A 22901-nucleotide genomic window follows, 5' to 3' on the forward strand; every position below is an offset into this window, starting at 1 on the left:
GTGAAGTCACGTTTGTTGGCAGGCGTGGTCGCAGTCCTGCTGGCCATCGTAGGGGCGGTCATCGTGGTGTCGTACGCCCAGGGCGCAGACCAGCGGGCCGTCAGCGGTCTGGACCCGGTGGGGGTCCTCGTTGTCAGCAAGGCAGTCCCTGCCGGGTCGTCCGTCGACACCCTCAAAGCAGCCGTGGAAGTTCATCAAATTCCGGGCACCGCTGTAGCAAAAACCGCGCTTAACACGCTGGACGGAGCAGTTGGAAAGGTAACCGCCGCAGACCTTGTCCCCGGTGAGCAGCTTCTGGCCGAACGTCTAGTCTCCCCCGAAGAATTGAAGACCGCCGGCTCGGTGCATGTTCCGGCAGGGCTTCAGGAAGTCTCTTTCCAGCTTGAACCTCAGCGCGTCGTGGGCGGACGCCTGGCCCCCGGAGACACCGTCGGCATCTTCATCTCCCTTCCCAATGGCGGGATCGAGGCGAAGCCGGATAAGGAGACCGTCCAGCTCTCCATCCACAAAGTGCTAGTCACCGCCATTCAACGCGCTCCGGAAGGGGCGGTGGCAAAGCCCGCCCCCACGGCAACCGATGCGCCCGCACCGGACCCGCGGGATGTCAATCTCCCCACCGGTTCCCTGATGGTGACCGTTGCCGTGAACGACATCAACGCGGACAAGATTGTCTTCGCGTCAGAATTCGCCTCCGTCTGGCTCAGCAAGGAACCCCTCGACGCTACCGACAGCGGACCCCGCGTCATGACCAGGCAGGACCTCTACAAATGAGCCGCTTCGTCCTCATCACACCGGATGCTGACTTCGACTCCCGTCTCCGCCAGGCCGTCGCCGGTGGTCTGCAGGGTGGTGTGCAGACCTTCTCCACCAGCATGCTGCCCGCTGACCCGCACCAGCTCTTTGCGAGCCTGGACCAAGAACAGCCTGAGGTCCTGATTATGGGACCTGAGGTCCCGTTGGACGAAGCACTCCGTTTCGCTACTGTCCTGAAGGTCAGCTTCCCCGAACTCGCCGTGATTGTCGCCGCAGAACCCGAGCCCGACTTCCTCCTGCATGCCATGCGTGCGGGCATCACCGATATCGCCTCCCCCGATTCGGACGCCGCCCAGCTGCGGGTCCTGCTGGAGCGTGCCAGCCAGTCCTTCGCCAGCCGGCACCGCACACTCGCACCCCAGCAGGAGGCTCAGAGCAACAAGGGACTGGTGATCGGCGTCTTCTCTCCCAAGGGCGGCGTGGGCAAAACCACCATCGCCACCAATATCGCCATCGGGTTGGGAAAGATCGCACCCATGAGCGTCGTCATTGTGGATCTCGACCTCCAGTTCGGTGACGTCGCCTCAGGGCTCTATCTGAACCCGGAACACACCGTGACCGACGCCGTATCCCCGGCCGCAAGCCAGGATTCCCTGGTCCTCAAGGCCTTCCTCACGGTGCATCCTGGCAGCATCTACGCCCTTTGCGCTCCCCCCACTCCGGTCGATGCCGACGAGATCACTCCGGACCAGATCAGCCGGCTGATCGAACAGCTGTCAGAGCAGTTCCAGTACGTGGTTGTGGATACCGCGCCGGGGCTGCCCGAGATTGGCCTGGCGGCTATGGAAAAGTGCACCGATGTGGTCTGGGTCAGCGGAATGGACATCCCCAGCGTGCGTGGTCTGCGTTCCGGCCTGGATATCCTGCGCCAGCTAAATATCGTTCCCGACACCCGCCACGTGGTGCTCAACATGGCTGACTCCAAGAACGGCCTCACCGTCCAGGACCTCGAGTCAACGATCGGGGCGCCCATTGATGTGAGCATCCCACGCTCCCGCGCAGTTGCCCTGTCCACAAACCGAGGAATCCCGGTCCTCCAAGAGCCAGTGAAGGACCCTGCCGTCAAGGGGCTTAATCACCTCGTGGAGCGATTCAACCCTGCGTGGCGGGCAAAGTCCCAGCGCAAACTGCACCGAAGGGTAGTGGTCTAGATGAAACTTTCAGAGCGCATCAATGCCGCGCAGGCGAAAACCCAACCGCCTGCCCCGCCCGCATCTGCCAAGGCCTCCGCTCCCACGCTCGACGTGCCGCGTCCCGAGGTTCCCGCCCAGCGGGTGCAGTGGCTGGAACAGACCCAGGAAAAACGGACGACGACGGCACCCGCAGCCGCCGCTGTCGCGCCCGCCAGCGCGCACATTGAAGAGCCGAAGCCAAGACTCCAACAACCCGTCGATGTTTTCGCCGCCCTTAAACAACGGGCAGCGACGGCCTTGTTTGAACGACTCGGGGCCCGGTTCAACGACTCCGCCATCACGGAGCACGAACTGAAGACCTCTGCCCGCGAAGAGCTCACGCGTATCATCGACGCCGAACAAGTTCCGCTCTCCGCAGAGGAGCGCACGCGGCTGGTCCAAGATGTGGCAGATGACGTCCTGGGTTACGGCCCACTGCAGCGCCTGCTTGACGATCCTGCAGTCACCGAAATCATGGTTAACCGCATGGACCAGATCTACGTGGAACGTAAGGGCCACCTCACCTTGGCAGACTCGCGCTTCAGTTCGGAGGAGCACCTCCGCAAGGTTATTGAACGCATTGTATCCAAGGTGGGCCGCCGCATTGATGAGTCCTCTCCCCTGGTGGATGCGCGTCTGGAAGACGGTTCCCGTGTCAATGCGGTGATCCCTCCCCTGGCCGTCGGCGGCTCCTCGTTGACCATCCGTAAGTTCAGCAAGGTACCCCTCACTGTCCGTAACCTCATCGATTTCGGCACACTCACTCCCGAGATGGCAGAACTGCTGAACGCCTGCGTGAAGGCCAAGCTCAACATCATCGTCTCGGGCGGAACCGGTACTGGAAAAACCACCCTGCTCAACGTCTTGTCATCCTTCCTGCCGGCGGACGAGCGGATCGTAACGATTGAAGATGCTGTGGAACTCCAGATCCAGCAAAACCATGTGGTCCGGCTGGAAAGCCGCCCGCCGAACACCGAGGGCAAAGGTGAGGTGACCATTCGCGAGCTCCTCCGGAACTCCTTGCGTATGCGCCCAGACCGCATCGTGGTGGGTGAGGTCCGCGGAGGCGAGTCGTTGGACATGTTGCAGGCCATGAACACCGGCCACGATGGCTCCCTGTCGACGGTGCACTCCAACTCACCGCGCGACGCCGTCGCCCGCTTGGAAACGCTGGTGTTGATGGCCGGCATGGATCTGCCCCTGCGGGCCATCCGCGAGCAAATTGCCTCCGCAGTGAACCTGATCGTACAGATCTCGCGCCTTCGCGATGGATCCCGCCGAATCACCCACGTGACCGAGGTCCAAGGCATGGAAGGGGACATCGTGACCTTGCAGGATGCGTTTGTGTTCGACTACTCCGCCGGTGTGGACGCCCACGGGCGGTTCCTGGGCAAGCCTGTGGCCACCGGAATCCGGCCGCGCTTCATTGACCGTTTCGAGGACCTTGGAATCCACGTATCGCCGTCGGTGTTTGCCACCCCAGCTGGTGGGGGTCCTGCTGGTGCGAACCCAGCCGGCAGCGGAAAGGCCTAGAACGAGATGCTCATCGTCGTTGGAGCCGCGCTCCTGTTCCTTGCCCCCATCGTGCTGGGCTTCGTGCTGATACTGCCCAGTACTCGCGAAATCGCGCTCGACCGGCGACGTCCCTTCCAAGCCGATCCGCCGTCGAACCTTACCCGGCTGGCCGATGCGACGGTGGGTGCCCTGGACCGGTTCCTTGGAACCAGGAACGTCCGGCTCTACAACCGCGACGCATTAGAGAACGCCGGTGTCCGCTTCACCCAAACCGAATACATGGTGTTGGTCATTGCCGGTGCCATGGTGGGGGCCCTCGTGGGTTTGGTAATCGGGGTACCAGTGATCTCCGTCCTGCTGGTTGTCCTGGCACCCGTCGTAGGACACGTGGTGCTTGGATTCCTTGCCGGGAAACGGCGGGCAAAGTTCGATGCGCAGCTCGGTGACACACTGCAACTGCTTTCGGGAGGCCTTCGGGCGGGCCACAGTATTCTGCGCGCCATCGACGCAGCCGCGGCCGAGTCGCAAAGCCCCACATCCGAGGAGATGCGACGCGTCATCACCGAGACCAGCCTGGGCCGCGATCTGTTGGCATCCTTGACTGACACGTCGGAACGCATGCGGAACGAGGACTTCGTCTGGATCGCCCAGGCCATCCAGATCAACCGCGAAGTGGGCGGCAACCTGGCCGAGGTTCTGGACCAGGTGAACGAAACCATTCGCGAACGCAGCGAAATCAAAGGACACATCAAGTCCCTCGCCGCAGAGGGAAAGTTCTCCGCTTACATTCTCATTGCGATGCCCTTCGGCATCGTGCTGATGCTGATGACCGTCAACCCCGGCTACATGAACTCCATGTTCACCCATCCATTGGGATGGGCCATGATCGGAGCATCCGTGGTACTCATGACGATCGGCAGCCTGTGGATGCGCAAAATCATCGATCTGAAGTTCTGAGGCGATGATGAGTCCGCTGATAATCTTCTCGCTGTTGCTGGTATCCGTCCCCATCGGTTACCTGACCTGGTCCATCCTCTCCGTCGACAGGAAGGCCCGAACTGCCACTGTGGCCATCCTTACCCGGGGCCACCAGGCAACTGAGACGGCCGAGAAGAACACTCCCGGCATTGTGGCCGGGATCGGTCACCGCCTGACTCCCCCTGCCTACGTCCGTAAGCTCGACCGCTTGCTGTCGCTCGCCGGACGTCCGCTGTCCATGCCCCTAGGCAAGGTGCTCGGCTCGAAAATTGCCCTCGGCATAGCCGGCGCCTCCTTTGGCCTCTACATGAGCGCAGTCGGCACCACGCCGATCATGAAGCTCGCCGGCCTCTTCCTGCTCTTCCTTGGCTACTTCATCCCGGACCTGCTGCTCTACAGCAAAGGCATGGAGCGCCAGAAGGCCATGCAGCTTGAGCTGGCCAACACGCTTGACCAGATGCTGATTTCCGTGGAGGCCGGTCTCGGCTTTGAGGGGGCGATGGCCCGCGCCGGCGAAAACGGCAAGGGACCCTTGGCGGAGGAGCTGGTCCGGACCCTACAGGACATGCAGGTGGGCCGGAGCCGCCGGGAGTCCTACCAGGCCCTCGCCGAGCGGACCAACATTCCGGAACTGCGGAGCTTCGTCCAGGCAGTTGTCCAGGCGGATACTTACGGCATTGCCATTAGCCGGGTGCTGCGGATCCAGGCCAAGGTCATGCGGGTCAAACGCCGCCAGCGGGCCGAAGAAAAGGCGATGAAACTCCCGGTGATGATCCTCTTTCCGCTGCTGTTCTTCATCTTCCCGGTCCTTTTCATAGCAATCCTCGGCCCGGCCGTTATCAACACGGTTGTCACATTCAGCAGCCAATGACGGCTTGAACTCCCGGGGGCAAGTATGACTCAAGTTTTCCACAGGATCTAGTAAAAACAGGCGCCCGAGTGATTACAGGAAGTAGCCTTGAACTCATGGACAGTCCACCAATCACCTCCAGCAGCGGGGGTGTTCCAGCTCAGCCGTCGGCAGCGGGCCCCGTTGCGGACGTAGGCCCGGACTTACCCACAGCAGACGCCGCGGAGGCACGGTGGGTTGAACCGGAGATCCTGGCGGAGCTGGAGGAGGAACTGGACGGTCCCCACCTCGCCCAGGCATTCGCCCGCGACTATGCCGCTTTGTGGGACCAGCGCTTCGGCAAACTCGCGGCCGCAGTTAGCATCCAGGACCGCCCGGCCGCCCTGGACGCCGTCATCAGCCTGCGGATCGCGTCCACCATGGTGGGCGGGCTCCGCCTGGCGGTGCTGGCCCAGGCCCTCGAGGACGCCATCCGCAGGACCGACTTCGTCCAAGGCGAATTACTGCTGGAAAGCGTGGCCGAGCACGGCCTGCAGACCGTCTCAGAACTGCAGGCCAGCTACATCCTGAAGGACAGTTAGGGCCGTCTCGGCAGATCTGACCGTTTAGGCGCCAACCGGTAGCCGACGCCCCGCACGGTCTGCAGCCAGCGTGGTGACTGCGGATCCTCCCCAAGCTTGCGGCGGAGATTCCCGATGTGGACCTCCACGGCACGTTCATCGGCCTCGCTGATGTAGGCATCTGGCTCATAGAGGTCACCCCGGACCGCGCGAACAAGATCGGACCTGGTGCACACGGCTCCCTCGCCGCGGAGCAAGGTATGCAGGAGGTCGAACTCGCTGCGGGTAAGCCCCAGGTTGGCCTCACCGATCGCCACGGTGCGGGTCCGGTAGTTCAGCACCAGTCCGTTGTGCTGCAGGACGCCCGCCTGGGTGAACGTTGCCGGCGCCGCCGGTGGAGCCGCCCAAGCTGCCGCAGTCTGGTGTGGCCGGCTGATGTCGTGGCGGGGCCTGCGCATAATGGCGGCAACCCTGGCCCGGAGCTCCCGCGGCCGGAACGGCTTGGCGATGTAATCATCCGCCCCCGCGTTCAGGGCGGAGAGCAGATCCGGCTCGTCCGTCCTGCCCGTCAACATCACCACGTAGGCATCACTGAAGGACCTGATCCGCCTCAGGACCTCAAAACCGTCGATGTCCGGAAGGCCAATGTCGAGAGTGACAACCTGCGCATTGTTATGCCGGACAACCTCCACGCCTTCCCGGCCGTCGGCCGCGGTATGGACCTCGAATCCCGCCTGCCGCAACACCCCCTCCAGGAGGTTGCGGATGTCCGCATCGTCTTCAATTACTACTGCTACCCCAAGATCTTCCATTAACTTTCCCTGATGCCAGGTGGAAGAGGCCCCCATCAGCCCAGCGCCAATCCCCTCAACCACTCCAACTCTCTATACGCTACAAGTATGAACGGCAGATGACACTCCAATTCGCCCTTCTTTGTGAAAAGTCAATAACTATGACACCCGTTACACATTAGGATTCAGAGGGTGGACTGACTGCCCGGAGGTATTTGGGGGCAGGAATTGATTTGCGACGGAATTGGGGCCGTCAGGAAAGTTGGAGACGCCCTATGCCTTTACGACCCCCGCTTCGGGGAGTGACCCTCTATTTCAGGACCCTCGGGCCCCGCGCCCAGGTGGCCCTCTGCCAGCTTCCGCTTTCCCTGATTGTCTCCGTGCTCGGATTCATGACCCCCTTTGTCTGGCCGTCGCTCCTGGCCAGCCCTGTGTACCTGGCCGGCATGGCAGTCCACATCCTCCTTTTCTTCGCCTGTTTCCTCATTCCCTGGGAACGCCTGCCGCACAGCGCTTATCTGGTAATTCCTGCCCTTGACCTGCTCGCAATCGGCCTCCTGAGGAACGGCGCGGCCCCGCTCCTTCCGGGCCTTGCCATCCTTGTCGTCTTCCCAGTCATCTGGCTCGCCGCGTCCGGCATCCTGGTCCGGACCAGCCTCGTGTTGAGCGCAGTAGGGCCGCTCCTGATCATGCTCCCGTCAATATCAGGCAAATTCCCCCACCTCACGGCAGCGGACATCACTTCACTGATCCTTTTCCCGCTCATGATGCTCGCAGTCTCACTCGCCATCCGGTTCGCCAGCGCCAACACGCGGCTCCAGCAGCGGCAGCTGCAGAGCATGGGCGAGGAACTCCGGGAGCTGCTCGCGCAAAGCACGGAGCGCGAGAAACTGCTCATGACCATCCTGGACGCCACCGACGTCGCCGTTGCCGCCGTCGACCGTTCAGGCCGGTACCTGGTCACGAACAACCGGCAGCGCATCTTCCGGCAGGCCACCGGCGTGGCGGACGAGATGCCGGGCCAGGGGCACCAGCTCATTTTCGGGCAGGACAGGCAGACCCTGCTTCCACCCGAGAAGCGGCCCATCAACAGGGCCATCGCCGGCGAATCCTTTGCCGACTACCTGGTCTGGGCCGGGGAAGAACCTGCCCAGCGCGCCTACTCAACAGCCGCTCGGCCACTCGTCAACGAGGATGGCCGGCTCAACGGCGCGGTAGTGGTTTACAGCGACGTGACCGGCTGGGTGGAGGCCCTGGCTGCGAACGAGGAGCTGATCTCCAACGTCTCGCACGAGTTCAGGACACCGCTGAACTCGATCCTGGGCAACGTGGACCTCGTCCTGGAAGCGAGCGATGAGCTGTCCCCGGTCACCGCCCAGCGACTCGCCGTTGTGCAGCGCAACTCGGAACGCCTACTGGCCCTGCTGGCGGACCTGTCGGCCACAGCATCTGCAGCCCTGAAAGTGCACCCCAAACGCACCGACCTTGCCAGCCTGGTGGAGAGCAGCCTGAACTCCGCACGCGCCGAGGCAGACCGTTCAGGCGTCCGGCTGGCGGCCGACATTCCCTCGCCACTATGGGCGTACGCGGATCCGCTGCGAATCGGGCAGGCCCTGGACAACCTGGTGTCCAACGCCATCAAATACTCCCCCGACGGCGGTGTGGTGGACATCAGCGCGGGCACCACCGGGGACCTGGTGCAGCTCCGCGTCCACGACACCGGGATGGGAATGAGCCCCGACGACGCCGCCCGGGTTTTTCGCCGCTACTTCCGCACCGATTCGGCCCGCGCGGCAGCCATCCCCGGAGCCGGCCTCGGCCTGTCCATCACCAAGATGATCGTGGAACGCCATGGGGGCGGGGTCACCTGCAGCAGTGACCACGGCAAGGGTAGCACCTTCACGGTGACGCTCCCGGCAGACGGGCCTCCGTCGTCGTTTTGACCCGCGGTCGTTCTGACCCGCGATCCATGGGTCCGGCGACTAGTGTTGCCGCACTGCCCGCGTCAGCTCGGCGCGGGCCAGCATCTCGCTGTCGGAGGGGTAGGCCACTTCCTCCAGGACCAGCGGGTGCGGTGCGGCCAGGATGGACTTGGCGTCGCGCTTTTTGGCCAGCAGCCGCTCGTGCAGCCAGCCGGGCTCCTCGACGCCCTCGCCCACGTATAAGGCGGAGCCAACCAGGGAACGGACCATGTTGTGGCAGAAGGCGTCCGCCTGCACGGTGGCCACAATGACGCCGTCCTCGCTGCGGGCAAACTCGAACCGCTGCAGCTCACGGATGGTGGTGGCGCCTTCCCGAGGCTTGCAGAACGACAGGAAGTTCTGCAGCCCCAGCAACTTGGAGCCTCCCTCATTGAGCAGTGAAACGTCGAGCGGATTAGGGTGCCAGAGTGTGAAGTAGCGTTCCAGCGGGTCCCACAGCGCCGGGCCGTCCGCAATGCGGTAACTGTAGCGCCGCCACAGGGCGGAGAACCGCGCATCGAAGCCCTCAGGGGCCAGGGAGACGCTGTGGACTTCAATGGAGCCGGTCAGGTCGCCAAGGCCGCGGCTCAGTGCGCCGCGGATCCGGCGGAGAAGTGCGACGGCGGGATCGAGTTCGTGCCCCCGGGGCAGTCCCAGCCACTCGGCCTCGGTCAGGTCGAGGTGGACCACCTGGCCGCGGGCGTGGACGCCGGCGTCGGTGCGGCCCGCCACGGTCACGCGGATCGGCCTGCGGATCAACAGCGCCAGCGCCTCTTCCAACACGCCTTGGACGGTCCGCATGCCCGGCTGCACCGCCCACCCATTGAAGGGGCCGCCGTCGTACGACAGATCAAACCGGATACGCAAAAACCCGCCGCCCCCTGTACCGGGGGCCGCGGGTTTTTGGTCGTTCATAGACACAAGTCTATGCGAAGGAATCAGCGAATTACTTCGCGTCCTTTTCCTTGGCCTCGGGAGCAGCAGCTTCCTCGGCCGGGGCTTCCTCAGCGGCCGGAGCCTCTTCGGTAGCAGCTTCGGTCTCGGCAGGAGCCTCAACAGCTTCGGTCTCAACGACCTCAGCCTCGGGAGCTTCTTCGGCAGCAGGAGCAGCAGCAGCGGCTTCCTTCTTGTCAGCGTCGCGCTTGGCGGCAGAGGTAGCCTCAGCTACAACGGCCTGCTTGGCGGAAACCGGCTCGAGGACCAGTTCGATGACAGCCATGGGAGCGTTGTCGCCCTTGCGGTTGCCGATCTTGGTGATGCGGGTGTAGCCGCCATCGCGGTTCTCCACTGCCGAGGCAATGTCGGTGAACAGCTCGTGGACGATGCCCTTGTTGCTGATCAGGCCGAGCACGCGACGGCGTGAAGCCAGGTCGCCGCGCTTGGCGAAGGTCACGAGGCGCTCGGCGTACGGCTTGAGCCGCTTGGCCTTGGTCACCGTGGTGGTGATCCGCTTGTGCTCGAACAGTGCTGCTGCCAGGTTCGCGAGCATGAGACGCTCGTGAGCCGGGCCGCCTCCGAGGCGCGGACCCTTAGTGGGGGTAGGCATAATTGTTTCTCCTCATATGGAAGCCGGTGGTGGGCACACCGTGGTGCCCGCCGGCCAAGATCTGTTTTAGAGTTCGTCGTCGCCGAAGTCGGCGTCGTTCTCTTCAATTGCTGCGGCGCGTGCTGCGAGGTCAAAACCGGGAGGCGAGTCCTTGAGGGACAGGCCCAGTTCAACCAGCTTTGCCTTGACCTCGTCAATGGACTTCGCACCGAAGTTACGGATGTCCATCAGGTCAGCCTCTGAGCGGGCTACGAGTTCACCCACGGTGTGGATGCCCTCACGCTTGAGGCAGTTGTAGGAACGGACCGTGAGGTCCAGATCCTCGATCGGCAGTGCCATGTCTGCTGCCAGGGCAGCATCCGTCGGCGACGGGCCAATCTCGATACCTTCAGCTGCGGTGTTCAGCTCGCGGGCCAGACCGAACAGTTCCACCAGGGTGGTACCTGCGGAAGCAACGGCATCGCGCGGGGCGATGGCCTGCTTGGTCTCGACGTCGACAATGAGCTTGTCGAAGTCGGTGCGCTGCTCAACACGGGTTGCTTCCACGCGGAAAGTAACCTTCAGGACCGGCGAGTAGATCGAGTCGACCGGGATACGGCCGATCTCGGAGTCGCCGGACTTGTTCTGAGCTGCCGAAACGTAGCCGCGGCCGCGCTCGATGGTCAGTTCGAGTTCGAACTTGCCCTTCGAGTTCAGGGTGGCAATGTGCAGATCCGGGTTGTGGAATTCGACGCCGGCCGGCGGAGCGATGTCCGCGGCGGTGACGACTCCGGGGCCCTGCTTGCGCAGGTAAGCAACAACCGGCTCATCGTGTTCGGAGGAGACCGACAGGCTCTTGATGTTCAGGATGATCTCAGTGACATCTTCCTTGACACCGGGAACCGTGGTGAACTCGTGGAGCACGCCATCGATCCGGATGCTGGTGACAGCAGCGCCGGGGATGGAGGAGAGCAGGGTACGGCGGAGTGAGTTTCCGAGTGTGTAGCCGAAGCCCGGTTCCAGCGGTTCAATGATGAAACGCGAGCGGTTTTCGGAGACGACCTCTTCGGAGAGGGTGGGGCGCTGTGCAATGAGCACTTAGGTTTCCTTTCGGCGAGCATCCGCTATATGACGCAACACAGGTGGTGGAAATTCGGTCTGAAGACTTAACGCGGCTGGGCTTGCCCCGACCATCCACGGTCCGGGCAAGCTCCTGCTGCTGGAAAAGCCTTAGACGCGGCGGCGCTTCGGCGGACGGCAGCCGTTGTGCGCTGCGGGGGTGACGTCCTGGATGGAGCCAACCTCCAGGCCAGCGGCCTGCAGCGAGCGGATTGCGGTCTCGCGGCCTGAACCCGGTCCCTTGACGAAAACGTCAACCTTGCGCATGCCGTGCTCCTGAGCGCGCTTGGCAGCAGCTTCGGCAGCCATCTGGGCAGCGAACGGGGTGGACTTGCGTGAGCCCTTGAAGCCAACCTCACCTGAGGAAGCCCAAGAGATAACAGCGCCGTTCGGGTCCGTGATGGACACGATGGTGTTGTTAAAAGTGCTCTTGATGTGCGCCTGGCCCAGCGCGATATTCTTTTTGTCCTTCTTACGCGGCTTGCGAACCGCGCCACGAGTCTTCGGGGGCATTTTTTCTCCTACAGAAAGTTATTGGGGAGCCGGTTAATCCCGAGGGATTTAACGGGCCTTCTTCTTGCCGGCCACGGTACGCTTCGGGCCCTTGCGGGTACGTGCGTTCGTCTTCGTACGCTGTCCGCGTACTGGCAGGCCCTTGCGATGGCGGATACCTTCGTAGCTGCCGATTTCAACCTTGCGGCGGATATCTGCTGCTACTTCGCGGCGAAGGTCACCCTCAACCTTGTAGTTGCCTTCAATGTAGTCACGAAGTTCCACCAGCTGGGAGTCAGTGAGGTCCTTAACGCGGACGTCAGCACTGATGCCAGTGGCAGCCAGGGTTTCGTGTGCACGGGTCTTGCCCACGCCGTAGATGTAAGTAAGCGCAATTTCCAACCGCTTTTCGCGGGGAATGTCTACGCCAGCGAGACGAGCCATAGTGGCAGTGCTCCTTGAATAAACCGGAGGTCGTAGGCAGTACACCCGCACGTTCTGTGCGGCCCCAGCCTCCGACCGGGGGTTAGCTGTCCGGGCCCATACGTCCCAGTTCAGCTTGTGCTGCCTTTTTATTTACTTGCGTGGGTTAGCAACCCAGGATTTCCCGTGAGGGGAAATTAGCCCTGGCGCTGCTTGTGGCGCGGGTTCTCGCAGATCACCATGACCCGGCCATTACGGCGGATCACTTTGCACTTTTCGCAGATCTGCTTGACGCTCGGCTTGACCTTCATGGCATTCCTTTGCGTGTGGCAGTTGGTCAACTGGAGCAGCGCTCAGCTCATGCTGAGGCTGCCCAGAATTTACTTGTAGCGGTAGACGATACGACCCCGAGTGAGGTCATACGGGCTCAGTTCCACCACTACCCGGTCCTCAGGGAGAATCCTGATGTAGTGCTGGCGCATCTTGCCTGAGATGTGCGCAAGTACGATGTGCTTGTTGGTGAGCTCAACGCGAAACATCGCGTTAGGCAGCGCCTCAGTCACAACGCCCTCGATCTCAATGACCCCGTCCTTCTTGGCCATACCCTCCGCTAACTGTTGTTGCCGCGGCCCCGCCGGATTGCACCGGACATGACCACGAACGTTTTTGTTGGATCGGTTGTCACCTCTGGCCCCAAACAGGGCACAGCAGGGCAGACAACCAACAAGCAACACTACCCTTTATCCCCGTAAATGTTAAATCGAGAATACTAACCTACAGACCGCCGAACGCACCATATTCGCCGGCAGGAGTGCTCACCGTCTCCGCGCTCTGCACCCCGTCAAGGATCGCCAGGCGTACGACGTCGGCTGCCGCACTCTGCAGGGTAATCAGGCTCACCTGCCGGGCAGTTTCGGTGCTCCGGTCCAGCGCAACCTCCCCCGTGGCCAAACAAAAGACCACGTCGCCATCCGCCAGGGTGTGGCTCGGATTCAGAGCCCGGGCAATACCGGCCTGTGCTGCGGACGCCGTCCGCTTGCACTCGGCCACATCCAGGACGGCGTTGGTAGCGACGACCACCAGCGTCGTGTTGAGTCCTGGGGCGTCGCTGGGTTCGGGATTCCCCGGAGCAACCACAGGCAGCCCAAGCGCATTAACCACGGCCAACGCCCCGACCACTACCCCGTTCTCGAGGGTGGCCGAGGCTGTGCCCAGGCCGCCCTTGTACGTCCTGGCGATGAGTGCCCCGGTACCGGCGCCGACGTTGCCGCGTTCGACGTCGTGCCCTTCCGGTTGCGCGGCGGCGGCGAGGGTCGCCGCGTAGCCCATGTCCGCCGTCGGGCGCGCTGAGAAGTTGCCGCCGCGGCCCAGGTCGAAGATGGCAGCGGCGGGAACGATGGGGACGACTCCCCCGGGCACGGCGAAACCCCGGCCGTTCTCCTCACACCACTGCTGGGCGCCGTGGGCGGAAGCCAGTCCGTAGGCGCTGCCGCCGGTGAGGACAACGGCGTCCACCGTCGTCACCAGCGTGGTGGGGTCCAGGGCGTCGGTCTCGTGGGTGGCGGGGCCTCCCCCGCCGACGTCCACCGACCCCACCGTGTCTGGCGGCGGCAGCACCACCGTGACTCCGGTCAGCCACCCGTCCCCGGTCTTCCCGGCATGGCCCACCCGTATCCCCTGCACGTCCGTGATCGCTCCCATGATTCCCATTGTGCTGTATAGGAGGACTGGACATCCGGGCCTAAAAGCGAACGTTGTGCAATACTGCAACGAACACAGCATTAGCGGGCGATGAAGCCTTCAACAATAAACCTCTGACGAGGGCTTGTGCGAGGGTCCTGCCCACCATCTCTGTGGTGAAGTATGGCTAGATCCCTTGCCCGCCGGCCAGCCACAAGCAGGCCCCGTCCGTTAGAGAACCGAATGACCCGTCAACTCGATTCGACTCCATCGACCAGCCCGCCGGCACCACCCGGACCGTCCGGCACGGCGAGAGAACTGCGCCGACGACGCTGGTCTGGCCGCTCCCGCCGTGACTTCTTCGTTTTTCTTGCCCTGGCCCTTCCCAACCTCTTGCTGATTGCGGTGTTTACCTACCGTCCGCTCATCAGCAACATCTACTACTCAACGCTCGACTGGACGCTGGGGTCCGCCTCGGCAACCGTGGTGGGGATCGAGAATTACGTCACCTTCTTCAGCAGCGACGACGCTTCGAAGGTACTGGGGACCACCGCAGTGTTCACGCTGGTGACGGTGGGCGGTTCCATGGTGCTGGGGCTGCTCATAGCGTTGGCACTGAACTCCAGGGTCCGCGGGACGACGTTTGCCCGCTCTGCCGTTTTCGCCCCTTATGTGCTCTCCGGCGTGGGGGTGGGCCTGGTGTGGCTGTTCATCTTCGACCCGGGCTATGGAGTCCTGGCCTGGATACTGCGTGGCATCGGCCAGCAGAGCCCGCAATGGATCAACGACCCGCAACTGTCCCTGGTCATGGTCATCCTGGTCTATGTCTGGAAGAACCTGGGCTACTGTGCGGTGGTGTATCTGGCCGGCCTTCAGTCGCTTCCCCAGGACGTGATGGAGGCGGCTGCGCTGGACGGGGCAAACGGCTTCCGGCGGTTCCTCAGCATGTCCGTCCCGCTGCTGTCCCCCACCACCTTTTTCCTCCTCATCACCACCATGCTGAGCTCCCTCCAGGCCTTTGACCTGATCCGGATCATGACCCCCCTGGGAACCGGCACCAGCACCCTGATCTACGAGGCGTACCTGCAGGCCTTCGGCGCGTTCAACCGGGCCGGGTACTCGGCCGCGATCTCCGTTGTCCTTTTCGCCATCCTCCTGGTCATTACTGTCCTCCAGCTGCGGTTCGTGGAACGGAAGGTGCATTACTCGTGAGTTCGCTATCGCCGGTCAACCCTGACCCCACACTCCCTCCGGTGGCCGAACCCGAACCTTTCGTCCCCCGGGACCGTCCGTTCTCGCTCCCGAACCTGATCAGGACGATTGCCGGCGGTTACATTCCGCTGATCATCGCCACACTGGTGGTCTTCCTGCCCCTGCTGTGGATGATCCTGAGCTCGTTCAAGCAGCCCGGCGAGATCATCACCATGGACCTGAAGATCCTGCCGGAAAGCCTCAACTTCACGAACTACAACATCGCGATGACTACTGTGCCGTTCGCCCAGTTCTTCATCAACAGCACGATCGTGACCGTGGTGGGCGCAACCGTGAAGGTGCTGCTGGCCATCCTGACCGCCTACGCGCTGGTGTTCGTGCGGTTCCCGTTCAAGAACGTCATCTTCATGCTGATTCTCGTGGCCCTGATGGTGCCGCCCCAGGTGTCCATCCTGCCCAACTACATCCTGATCGCGGGCATGGGAGGCAAGAACACCCTCTGGGGCATCATCCTGCCTGGGCTGGGCACAGCGTTCGGGACATTCCTCCTGCGCCAGCACTTCATGACCCTGCCGGCCTCCATCCTGGAATCCGCCGAGATTGACGGCGCGGGCCATTGGCGGCGCATGTGGCAGATTGTGGTGCCCGTGTCCGTTCCCTCCATCGCCACCGTGGCACTGGTGACGGTGGTCAGTGAGTGGAACGAGTACATCTGGCCGCTCATCATCACCGACCGCCCGGAGACCATGACGTTGCCAGTGGGGCTGACCCTGCTGCAGAACTCCGAAAGCAACGCCTCCGGGTGGGGCATCCTCATGGCGGGCGCCGTCCTGGTCATTGTTCCCATACTGATCGTTTTCGCAGCCCTGCAGCGCTACATCGTTGCCGGGCTCACCCAAGGCAGCGTCACCGGCTGACCCGCCGGCCGCCGTCGTACTTCACATCAGAAGCGAAATCCTCAACGAAACAATCGAAAGGAACCATGATGGCAACAAATCTTGACCGGAGGCTTTTCCTCGGACTGGCCGGCGCCACCGCCGGCGCGGCGGCACTTTCGGCCTGCGGCGGACCCAACACGGGAGGCACCCCGGCCGCCAGCGAAGCAGCAGACATCGACTTCAGCGGTGTGAAGCCGGCGGCGAAGATCGATTTCTGGAGCAACCACCCCGGCAAGTCACAGGACGTGGAAAAGGCAATCATCGAGAAATTCCACGCCAAATTCCCCGACATCAAGATCAACCTGGTCACCGCAGGCGCGAACTACGAGGAAATCGCCCAGAAGTTCCAGACATCCCAGGCGGCCAAGACAGGGCTTCCCGGGGTAGTGGTCCTCTCCGACGTCTGGTGGTTCCGCTACTTCACCAACGGCAGCATCATTCCGGTGGACGGGCTCATCAAGGCACTGGACATCAAAGTTGACGACTTCCGCAAGTCCCTTGTGGACGACTACAAGTACGACAACAAGCAGTGGGCACTCCCCTACGGACGTTCCACTCCCCTGTTCTATTACAACAAGGACCACTTCAAGGCCGCAGGCCTGCCGGACCGCGCACCCGCCACCTGGCAGGAATTCGGCGAGTGGGCACCCAAGCTGAAGGCATCCTCCGGAGCCCAGTACGCGTACATCTACCCGGCACTGGCCGGCTACGCCGGCTGGACCCTGCAAAACAACCTCTGGGGCTGGGGTGGTGCCTGGTCAAAGGATTGGGAGATCACCTGTGACTCGGCGGAATCCGTCGAAGCCCTCCAGTGGGCACAGGACTCCATCTACAAGCACAACTGGGCAGGGGTTTCCTCCAAGGAAGCGGCCGACGATTTCTCGGCGGGCCTGACCTCCTCCACCATCTCCTCCACCGGCTCGCTCCTGGGCGTGCTGAACTCAGCCACTTTCAACGTAGGCGTCGGCTTCCTCCCGGGCGGCCCCAAAGCCACCAGCGGAGTGTGCCCCACCGGCGGTGCCGGACTGGGCATCCCCAGCGGGATCACGAAGGAAGAGCAGCTGGCCGCCGGCACGTTCATCAAATTCATGACCGAGCCGGAAAACACGGCAGCCTTCTCCGCCGCCACCGGGTACATGTCCACCCGTACCTCGGCAGACATGACTGCGGTGCTGGCGAAGACGCCCCAGATCAAGACCGCCATGGACCAGCTCGCCGTGACCAAGGTCCAGGACCGCGCCCGGGTTTTCCTCCCCGGCGCCGACCAGGAGATGGCCAAGGCCGCTGCGAAGATCCTCACCCAGCAGGGAAACGTCAAGGCGACCATGGCCGAACTGAAGAAAGCCCTGGAAGGCATCTACACCAAGGACGTCAAGCCTAAGCTGAACTGACCCCCGCCCTCGCCTGCTCTGCGACACGCAAAATCCCTGGCGACACCCGAATTCAGGTGTCGCCAGGGATTTTCTGTGTCCTTGGCGTCTTTGCGCGTCGAAAGCTAGGGAATCGGGACGGGCACGACGCCGAGCGGCACCAGGTGCTCCGCTCCGCCGTCGGGGGCTGACAGTACCCAGATTCCCTTCTCGTGGACGGCCACCGAGTGCTCCCACTGGCAGGAGCGCTTGCCGTCGGTGGTCACCACGGTCCAGTCGTCGTCGAGCACGGCGGTTTCAATGCTGCCGCGGACCAGCATGGGCTCAATGGCAAGGCACAGCCCGGGCCGGATCCTGGGGCCGCGGTGGCTGGTGCGGTAATTCAGCACGTCCGGTGCCATGTGCATCTCGGAGCCGATGCCGTGGCCCACGTAGTCCTCGAGGATCCCCAGCGGTTTGCCCGGCACGGAGGACACGTAGTCGTCGATGGCTGAACCGATGTCTCCCACGTGGGTCCCGGAGGCCAGCGCCGCTATGCCGCGCCACATGGCGGCCTGGGTGACGTCGGAGAGCCGCTGGTCCTCCGGATCAGCCTCGCCCACAATGACCGTGCGCGCCGAGTCGGAGTGCCAGCCGTCCACGATGGCGCCGCCGTCGATCGAGATGATATCGCCGTCGTTCAGCACACGGCTGCCGGGGATGCCGTGGACCACTTCCTCGTTCACCGAGGTGCAGATGGTGGCAGGGAAGCCGTGGTAACCCAGGAAGTTCGACTTGGCGCCCGCCTCGTTCAGCACGGCCGCGAACGCTTCGTCCAGGTGCTTGGTGGTCACGCCGGGCACCGCTGCGGCCTGGGCGGCATCCAGTGCACGGCTCAGGACCAGTCCGGCCTCATGCATGGTGCGCATCTGGGCGTTGGTTTTGTATTCGATACGGGGCTGGCCGAAGGCCATGGTGTGTCCTCTCAATGGCTGAGGCTCCTCCCGGGTGCCGGGAGGAGCCTCGTAGATCCTGCTTGCCTGCGTCAGGCGGCCTGGGCCGCCTTGATGGCACTCATGACGCGGTCAGTGACCTCGTCGATGCCGCCGATGCCATCCACCTGGGTCAGGATGCCGCGCTCGGCATACTTGGCCACGACGGCTTCGGTCTGCTCGTGGTAGAGGTCCAGCCGGTGCCTGATGACGGCTTCGTTGTCGTCGCTCCGGCCGGTTTCCTTGGCACGGCCCAGAAGGCGGTGAACGAGTTCCTCGTCGTCGGCAGTCAACTGAAGTACGACGTCGAGCTTCTCTTCGCTGTTGGCGAGGATCCCGTCGAGGTAATCCACCTGCGCGGTGGTGCGCGGGTAGCCGTCCAGGAGGAACCCGCCTTCGACGTCGGACTCGCTCAGGCGGTCACGGACCATCTTGTTGGTCACGCTGTCCGGAACGAAGTCGCCGTTGTCCATGTACTTCTTGGCTTCGATGCCAAGCGGTGTCTCGCCCTTAACGTTGGCGCGGAAGATGTCACCGGTAGAGATGGCCACAACGCCGAGGCGTTCGGAAATGCGTTCCGCCTGCGTGCCTTTTCCCGAGCCGGGAGGTCCAATAATCAACATTTTCGTCATCGCAAAAGCCCTTCGTAGTGACGTTGCTGTAGTTGCGCGTCTATTTGCTTGACGGTTTCAAGGCCAACGCCCACCATGATCAGGATCGAGGTGCCACCGAACGGGAAGTTCTGGTTCGCGTTGATCAGTACCAGTGCCACCAGCGGAATCAGCGCCACGAAGCCCAGGTACAGGGCGCCGGGCAGTGTGATCCGGGAGAGCACGTACTGCAGGTAATCCGCCGTCGGCTTGCCGGCGCGGATACCAGGAATGAAACCGCCGTACTTCTTCATGTTGTCCGAGACCTCTTCAGGGTTGAAGGTGATCGCGACGTAGAAGTAGGTGAAGAACACGATCATGGCGAAGTACAGCGCCATATAGATCGGGTGGTCTCCTCGGGTCAGGTTGTTGTTGATCCATTCAACCCACGGCTGCATGGGCTCGCCGTTCTTGGGCTGGTTGAACTGGGAAATCAGTCCCGGCAGGTAGAGCATGGAGGATGCGAAGATCACGGGGATCACGCCTGCCATGTTCACCTTGATGGGGATGTAGGTGCTGGTGCCGCCCACGGTCCGGCGTCCGATCATGCGTTTTGCATACTGCACGGGGACGCGCCGCTGGGACTGCTCGACGAACACCACGAGGGCCACGGTCACGAGGCCGATTGCAAGGACCATGAAGAAGGTACCCGGGCCCTGTGAGCTCCAGATGGCGCCCAGGGACGTGGGGAAGGTCGCCGCGATGGAAGTGAAGATGAGCAGCGACATGCCATTGCCCACACCCTTCTCGGTGACGAGTTCGCCCATCCACATAATGAGGCCGGTGCCTGCGGTAAGAGTGATGATCAGCAGGATGGTGGTGATGATGCTGCTGTCAGGGATGATCGGCAGCGCACAGCCCGGAAGCAGCTGTCCTGAACGTGCCAGCGACACCAGTGTCGTGGCGTTCAGCAGCCCAAGCGCGATGGTGAGGTAGCGGGTGTACTGCGTGAGCTTGGACTGCCCGGAGGCGCCCTCCTCGTACAGCTCCTGGAACCGGGGAATGACCACCCGAAGCAGCTGCACAATGATGCTGGCCGTGATGTACGGCATGATGCCCAGGGCGAAGATGGACACCTGAAGCAAGGCACCGCCGCTGAAGAGGTTGACGAGCTGGTAGAGCCCGCCTGCCGTCTGACCGCTCTGCAAGCATTGCTGGACGTTCTGGTAATTCACACCAGGCGAGGGAATGAAGGCACCCAAGCGGAAGATGGTGATGATTCCCAGCGTGAACAACAACTTGCGTCGCAGATCAGGCGTGCGAAAGGCCCGGCCAAATGCGCTAAGCACGCGTCCTCCTGAGTTGTAAATAAGCGTGGTGTGATGGGGATCAATAATCCCAACAACCGAGTCTAACGGGTGGATGCGCCCTGCGAATAATCAGCGGGGCGCCCCGCGCGGGTGTCGTCCGGGAAATTGCGGGGGTAATACGCGAAGAAACTCCCGGGATACAAGGCCTTGCGGCCCTGCATCCCGGGAGTTTCGTACAACGGGCATCAGCCCACCGTCTACTAGAGCGCGGTGGTGCTTCCGCCTGCTGCAGCAATCTTTTCTGCGGCGCTGGCCGAGAATGCGTGGGCGGTGACATCAACCTTGACGGTGATGTCGCCGGTGCCAAGCACCTTGACGGGCTGGTTCTTGCGAACGGCACCCTTTTCGACCAGGTTCTCCACGGTGACTGCGCCACCTTCCGGGAACAGCTCGTTGAGCTTGTCCAGGTTTACAACCTGGAACTCAACCCGGAACGGGTTCTTGAAGCCGCGCAGCTTCGGCAGGCGCATGTGCAGCGGCAGCTGGCCGCCGGCAAAGCCAGCCTTGATCTGGTAGCGGGCCTTCGTACCCTTGGTACCGCGGCCGGCGGTCTTACCCTTGGAACCTTCACCACGACCAACGCGGGTCTTGGCGGTCTTGGCACCCGGGGCGGGACGCAGGTGGTGAACCTTCAGGGCGTTCTGCTTCTCAGCGTTGGCGCTCTGTGCCTTCTCAGCAGTGTTCTTCTCTGCCATTTACTTCGCCTCCTCTACCTTTACCAGGTGCGGAACCGTGTTGAGCATTCCAACAGTCACGGCATCGGCGGTGCGGACAACGGTGTGTCCGATCCGCTTCAGGCCCAGTGACCGGAGGGTGTCGCGCTGGTTCTGCTTGCCGCCAATGGCGGACTTGATCTGTGTGATCTCCAACTGAAGGTCGGAGGGAAACAGGTTCTTAGCCATGACTTAGACACCCGCCTTCTGGTTCAGGAGAGCCTTCACCATTGCCGCCGGAGCAACCTCGTCGAGGGGCAGGCCGCGGCGTGCTGCCACTGCTGCCGGCTCTTCGAGGCGCTTCAGGGCATCAACGGTCGCGTGAACGATGTTGATGGCGTTGGAGGAACCGAGCGACTTGGAGAGGATGTCGTGGATGCCCACGCACTCCAGTACTGCACGGACCGGACCACCGGCGATAACACCGGTACCGGCGGAAGCCGGACGCAGCATTACGACGCCGGCAGCAGCCTCACCCTGAACGCGGTGGGGAATGGTGTTGCCAATGCGGGGAACGCGGAAGAAGGACTTCTTAGCCTCTTCAACGCCCTTCGCGATTGCGGCAGGAACTTCCTTAGCCTTGCCGTAGCCAACGCCGACCATACCGTTGCCGTCACCAACGACGACCAGAGCGGTGAAGCTGAAGCGACGACCACCCTTGACCACCTTGGAAACGCGGTTGATGGTGACAACGCGCTCTACGAACTGGCTCTTCTCAGCTTCACGGCCGCCGTCGCGGCCGCCACGGCCACCACGGTCGCCGCGGCCCTGGCCACGGTCTCCACGCTCGCCACGACGAGCGCCACCACGGCGGTCGTCGGCAGCAGCGGGAGCAGTGGTCTCAGTGGCCGGAGCAGCTACGGCTTCAGTCGCCTTCTGATCTGCAGACACAGTGTCCTTTTCCTTGTTTGCTTCGGTCACAGTGACAGCCCACCTTCACGTGCACCGTCAGCGACGGCGGCGATCCGGCCGTGGTACTTGTTACCACCGCGGTCGAAGACAACTGCTTCGATACCGGCAGCCTTCGCACGCTCGGCAACGAGCTCGCCAACGCGCTTGGCCTTGGCCTTCTTGTCGCCTTCGAATGCACGAAGGTCGGCTTCCAGAGTGGACGCGCTCGCTACGGTCAGGCCCTTGGTGTCATCGACAACCTGGACGAATACGTGGCGTGCGGAACGGTTGACGACCAGACGAGGACGTACAGCCGTACCGGAGATGCGCTTGCGGATACGAAGCTGGCGACGGCTGCGCGAAGCAGACTTGCTCTTGTTCGTACGCTTCTTATTGATTGAGATGGCCATGGTTACTTACCAGCCTTTCCGACCTTGCGGCGGATGACTTCGCCTGCGTAGCGAATGCCCTTGCCCTTGTAGGGGTCCGGCTTCCGCAGCTTGCGAATGTTGGCAGCAACCTCGCCGACCTGCTGCTTGTTGATTCCTGAAACAGAGAGCTTGGTCGGGGTCTCAACTGCAAAGGTGATGCCGTCCGGTGCGGAAACATTTACCGGGTGGCTGTAGCCGAGAGCGAACTCAAGGTCAGATCCCTTGGCCTGAACGCGGTAACCAGTACCAACGATTTCAAGCTTCTTCTCGTAGCCCTTGGTAACGCCCTCGATCATGTTCGAGATCAGGGTGCGGGTCAGGCCGTGGAGTGAACGGGAGGCGCGCTCGTCGTTCGGGCGGGCGACAGTCAGGGTGTCTGCATCCAGGGAAACCTCGATCGGGCTGGCCACAGTGTGGTTCAGCTCGCCTTTGGTGCCCTTGACGCTGACGACAGAGCCGTCAACCTTGACCTCAACGCCGGCGGGAACGGTGATGGGGAGACGTCCAATACGTGACATTATTCTCTTCCTTTCCCG

Annotated in this window: 27 protein-coding genes; 10 read left to right on the forward strand and 17 right to left on the reverse strand. The window is 62.7% G+C overall.

The window, feature by feature from the left end; translation table 11 throughout:
- From cpaB to ABIA70_RS03500, 6 genes are all read left to right on the forward strand, one after another.
- Entirely contained in the window at positions 1-771 is a 771-nt protein-coding gene (gene cpaB, locus ABIA70_RS03475) for a Flp pilus assembly protein CpaB (RefSeq protein WP_354146193.1), read from the forward strand.
- Positions 768-1964: a CpaE/TadZ family protein gene (locus tag ABIA70_RS03480; RefSeq protein ID WP_354146194.1), complete on the forward strand. Its 1197-nt coding sequence runs from the start codon at positions 768-770 to the stop codon at positions 1962-1964. Before cpaB ends, ABIA70_RS03480 begins: the two co-directional genes overlap by 4 nt.
- Positions 1965-3518, forward strand: coding sequence for a TadA family conjugal transfer-associated ATPase (locus tag ABIA70_RS03485; protein WP_354146195.1), 1554 nt, complete (start codon positions 1965-1967; stop codon positions 3516-3518). It begins immediately after the preceding gene.
- Between the two features lie 6 nt (positions 3519-3524).
- Entirely contained in the window at positions 3525-4457 is a 933-nt protein-coding gene (locus tag ABIA70_RS03490; RefSeq protein ID WP_354146196.1) for a type II secretion system F family protein, read from the forward strand.
- Positions 4458-4464: 7 nt separating this feature from the next.
- Complete coding sequence (locus ABIA70_RS03495; RefSeq protein WP_354146197.1) at positions 4465-5349, forward strand: type II secretion system F family protein; 885 nt, start codon at positions 4465-4467, stop codon at positions 5347-5349.
- A 95-nt stretch (positions 5350-5444) separates the two neighbouring features.
- On the forward strand, positions 5445-5909 hold the full coding sequence (locus tag ABIA70_RS03500) for an Hpt domain-containing protein (RefSeq protein WP_354146198.1): 465 nt from the start codon (positions 5445-5447) through the stop codon (positions 5907-5909).
- Here the strand turns inward: ABIA70_RS03500 and ABIA70_RS03505 are convergent.
- The gene (locus ABIA70_RS03505) at positions 5906-6700 is read right to left on the reverse strand and encodes a response regulator transcription factor (protein WP_354146199.1); all 795 of its coding nucleotides are present in this window, start codon (positions 6698-6700) and stop codon (positions 5906-5908) included. The two genes, ABIA70_RS03500 and ABIA70_RS03505, sit on opposite strands and share 4 nt — an antisense overlap.
- 254 nt (positions 6701-6954) lie before the next feature.
- Between ABIA70_RS03505 and ABIA70_RS03510 the strand changes: the two genes are divergently transcribed.
- On the forward strand, positions 6955-8622 hold the full coding sequence (locus ABIA70_RS03510; RefSeq protein ID WP_354146200.1) for a sensor histidine kinase: 1668 nt from the start codon (positions 6955-6957) through the stop codon (positions 8620-8622).
- A 39-nt stretch (positions 8623-8661) separates the two neighbouring features.
- Here the strand turns inward: ABIA70_RS03510 and ABIA70_RS03515 are convergent, their stop codons facing one another.
- The 8 genes from ABIA70_RS03515 to ABIA70_RS03550 all read right to left on the reverse strand — a co-directional run bounded on the left by ABIA70_RS03515 (position 8662) and on the right by ABIA70_RS03550 (position 13900).
- Positions 8662-9555: a tRNA pseudouridine synthase A gene (locus tag ABIA70_RS03515; RefSeq protein WP_354146201.1), complete on the reverse strand. Its 894-nt coding sequence runs from the start codon at positions 9553-9555 to the stop codon at positions 8662-8664.
- Positions 9556-9586: 31 nt separating this feature from the next.
- A complete protein-coding gene (gene rplQ / locus ABIA70_RS03520; RefSeq protein ID WP_354146202.1) occupies positions 9587-10186 on the reverse strand; it encodes a 50S ribosomal protein L17 in 600 nt (199 codons plus the stop codon).
- 66 nt (positions 10187-10252) lie between these two features.
- Positions 10253-11263, reverse strand: coding sequence for a DNA-directed RNA polymerase subunit alpha (locus tag ABIA70_RS03525; protein ID WP_108600151.1), 1011 nt, complete (start codon positions 11261-11263; stop codon positions 10253-10255).
- A 132-nt stretch (positions 11264-11395) separates the two neighbouring features.
- Positions 11396-11797, reverse strand: a complete 402-nt coding sequence (gene rpsK / locus ABIA70_RS03530; RefSeq protein WP_018769149.1) for a 30S ribosomal protein S11 — start codon at positions 11795-11797, stop codon at positions 11396-11398.
- Positions 11798-11845: 48 nt separating this feature from the next.
- Positions 11846-12220, reverse strand: coding sequence for a 30S ribosomal protein S13 (gene rpsM / locus ABIA70_RS03535; RefSeq protein WP_104062624.1), 375 nt, complete (start codon positions 12218-12220; stop codon positions 11846-11848).
- A 176-nt stretch (positions 12221-12396) separates the two neighbouring features.
- Positions 12397-12510 (reverse strand): 50S ribosomal protein L36, encoded by a 114-nt coding sequence (rpmJ, locus tag ABIA70_RS03540; protein WP_009358722.1) that lies wholly within the window; start codon positions 12508-12510, stop codon positions 12397-12399.
- Between the two features lie 69 nt (positions 12511-12579).
- A complete protein-coding gene (gene infA, locus ABIA70_RS03545; RefSeq protein WP_009358723.1) occupies positions 12580-12801 on the reverse strand; it encodes a translation initiation factor IF-1 in 222 nt (73 codons plus the stop codon).
- 172 nt (positions 12802-12973) lie between these two features.
- Positions 12974-13900 carry a P1 family peptidase gene (locus ABIA70_RS03550; protein ID WP_354146203.1) on the reverse strand — a complete coding sequence of 309 codons (927 nt, stop codon included), beginning with the start codon at positions 13898-13900 and terminating at the stop codon, positions 12974-12976.
- 222 nt (positions 13901-14122) lie between these two features.
- On the opposite strand from ABIA70_RS03550, the gene ABIA70_RS03555 reads away from it, so the two are divergent.
- The 3 genes from ABIA70_RS03555 to ABIA70_RS03565 all read left to right on the forward strand — a co-directional run bounded on the left by ABIA70_RS03555 (position 14123) and on the right by ABIA70_RS03565 (position 17420).
- Positions 14123-15091: a carbohydrate ABC transporter permease gene (locus ABIA70_RS03555; RefSeq protein ID WP_354146204.1), complete on the forward strand. Its 969-nt coding sequence runs from the start codon at positions 14123-14125 to the stop codon at positions 15089-15091.
- 41 nt (positions 15092-15132) lie between these two features.
- Positions 15133-16008, forward strand: coding sequence for a carbohydrate ABC transporter permease (locus ABIA70_RS03560; protein WP_354146587.1), 876 nt, complete (start codon positions 15133-15135; stop codon positions 16006-16008).
- Between the two features lie 68 nt (positions 16009-16076).
- Complete coding sequence (locus ABIA70_RS03565) at positions 16077-17420, forward strand: ABC transporter substrate-binding protein (RefSeq protein ID WP_354146205.1); 1344 nt, start codon at positions 16077-16079, stop codon at positions 17418-17420.
- A gap of 104 nt (positions 17421-17524) precedes the next feature.
- On the opposite strand, the gene map is transcribed toward ABIA70_RS03565, so the two are convergent.
- The 8 genes from map to rplF all read right to left on the reverse strand — a co-directional run bounded on the left by map (position 17525) and on the right by rplF (position 22883).
- A complete protein-coding gene (map, locus tag ABIA70_RS03570; RefSeq protein ID WP_354146206.1) occupies positions 17525-18352 on the reverse strand; it encodes a type I methionyl aminopeptidase in 828 nt (275 codons plus the stop codon).
- Positions 18353-18423: 71 nt separating this feature from the next.
- A complete protein-coding gene (locus ABIA70_RS03575; protein WP_354146588.1) occupies positions 18424-18993 on the reverse strand; it encodes an adenylate kinase in 570 nt (189 codons plus the stop codon).
- A gap of 5 nt (positions 18994-18998) precedes the next feature.
- Positions 18999-20309: a preprotein translocase subunit SecY gene (gene secY, locus ABIA70_RS03580; RefSeq protein ID WP_354146207.1), complete on the reverse strand. Its 1311-nt coding sequence runs from the start codon at positions 20307-20309 to the stop codon at positions 18999-19001.
- A gap of 221 nt (positions 20310-20530) precedes the next feature.
- Positions 20531-21025, reverse strand: coding sequence for a 50S ribosomal protein L15 (rplO, locus tag ABIA70_RS03585; protein WP_108599825.1), 495 nt, complete (start codon positions 21023-21025; stop codon positions 20531-20533).
- Positions 21026-21232: a 50S ribosomal protein L30 gene (gene rpmD, locus ABIA70_RS03590; RefSeq protein ID WP_108599824.1), complete on the reverse strand. Its 207-nt coding sequence runs from the start codon at positions 21230-21232 to the stop codon at positions 21026-21028.
- A 3-nt stretch (positions 21233-21235) separates the two neighbouring features.
- Positions 21236-21964, reverse strand: coding sequence for a 30S ribosomal protein S5 (gene rpsE / locus ABIA70_RS03595; RefSeq protein WP_354146208.1), 729 nt, complete (start codon positions 21962-21964; stop codon positions 21236-21238).
- Positions 21961-22344: a 50S ribosomal protein L18 gene (gene rplR, locus ABIA70_RS03600; protein WP_108599823.1), complete on the reverse strand. Its 384-nt coding sequence runs from the start codon at positions 22342-22344 to the stop codon at positions 21961-21963. The genes rpsE and rplR overlap by 4 nt, the downstream gene beginning before the upstream one ends.
- A gap of 2 nt (positions 22345-22346) precedes the next feature.
- Entirely contained in the window at positions 22347-22883 is a 537-nt protein-coding gene (gene rplF, locus ABIA70_RS03605) for a 50S ribosomal protein L6 (protein ID WP_108599822.1), read from the reverse strand.
- Positions 22884-22901 lie beyond the last annotated feature (18 nt).

Origin of the sequence: Arthrobacter sp. 754, assembly GCF_040548695.1 — a bacterium.
In the GTDB taxonomy this organism is placed as follows: Bacteria; Actinomycetota; Actinomycetes; order Actinomycetales; family Micrococcaceae; genus Arthrobacter.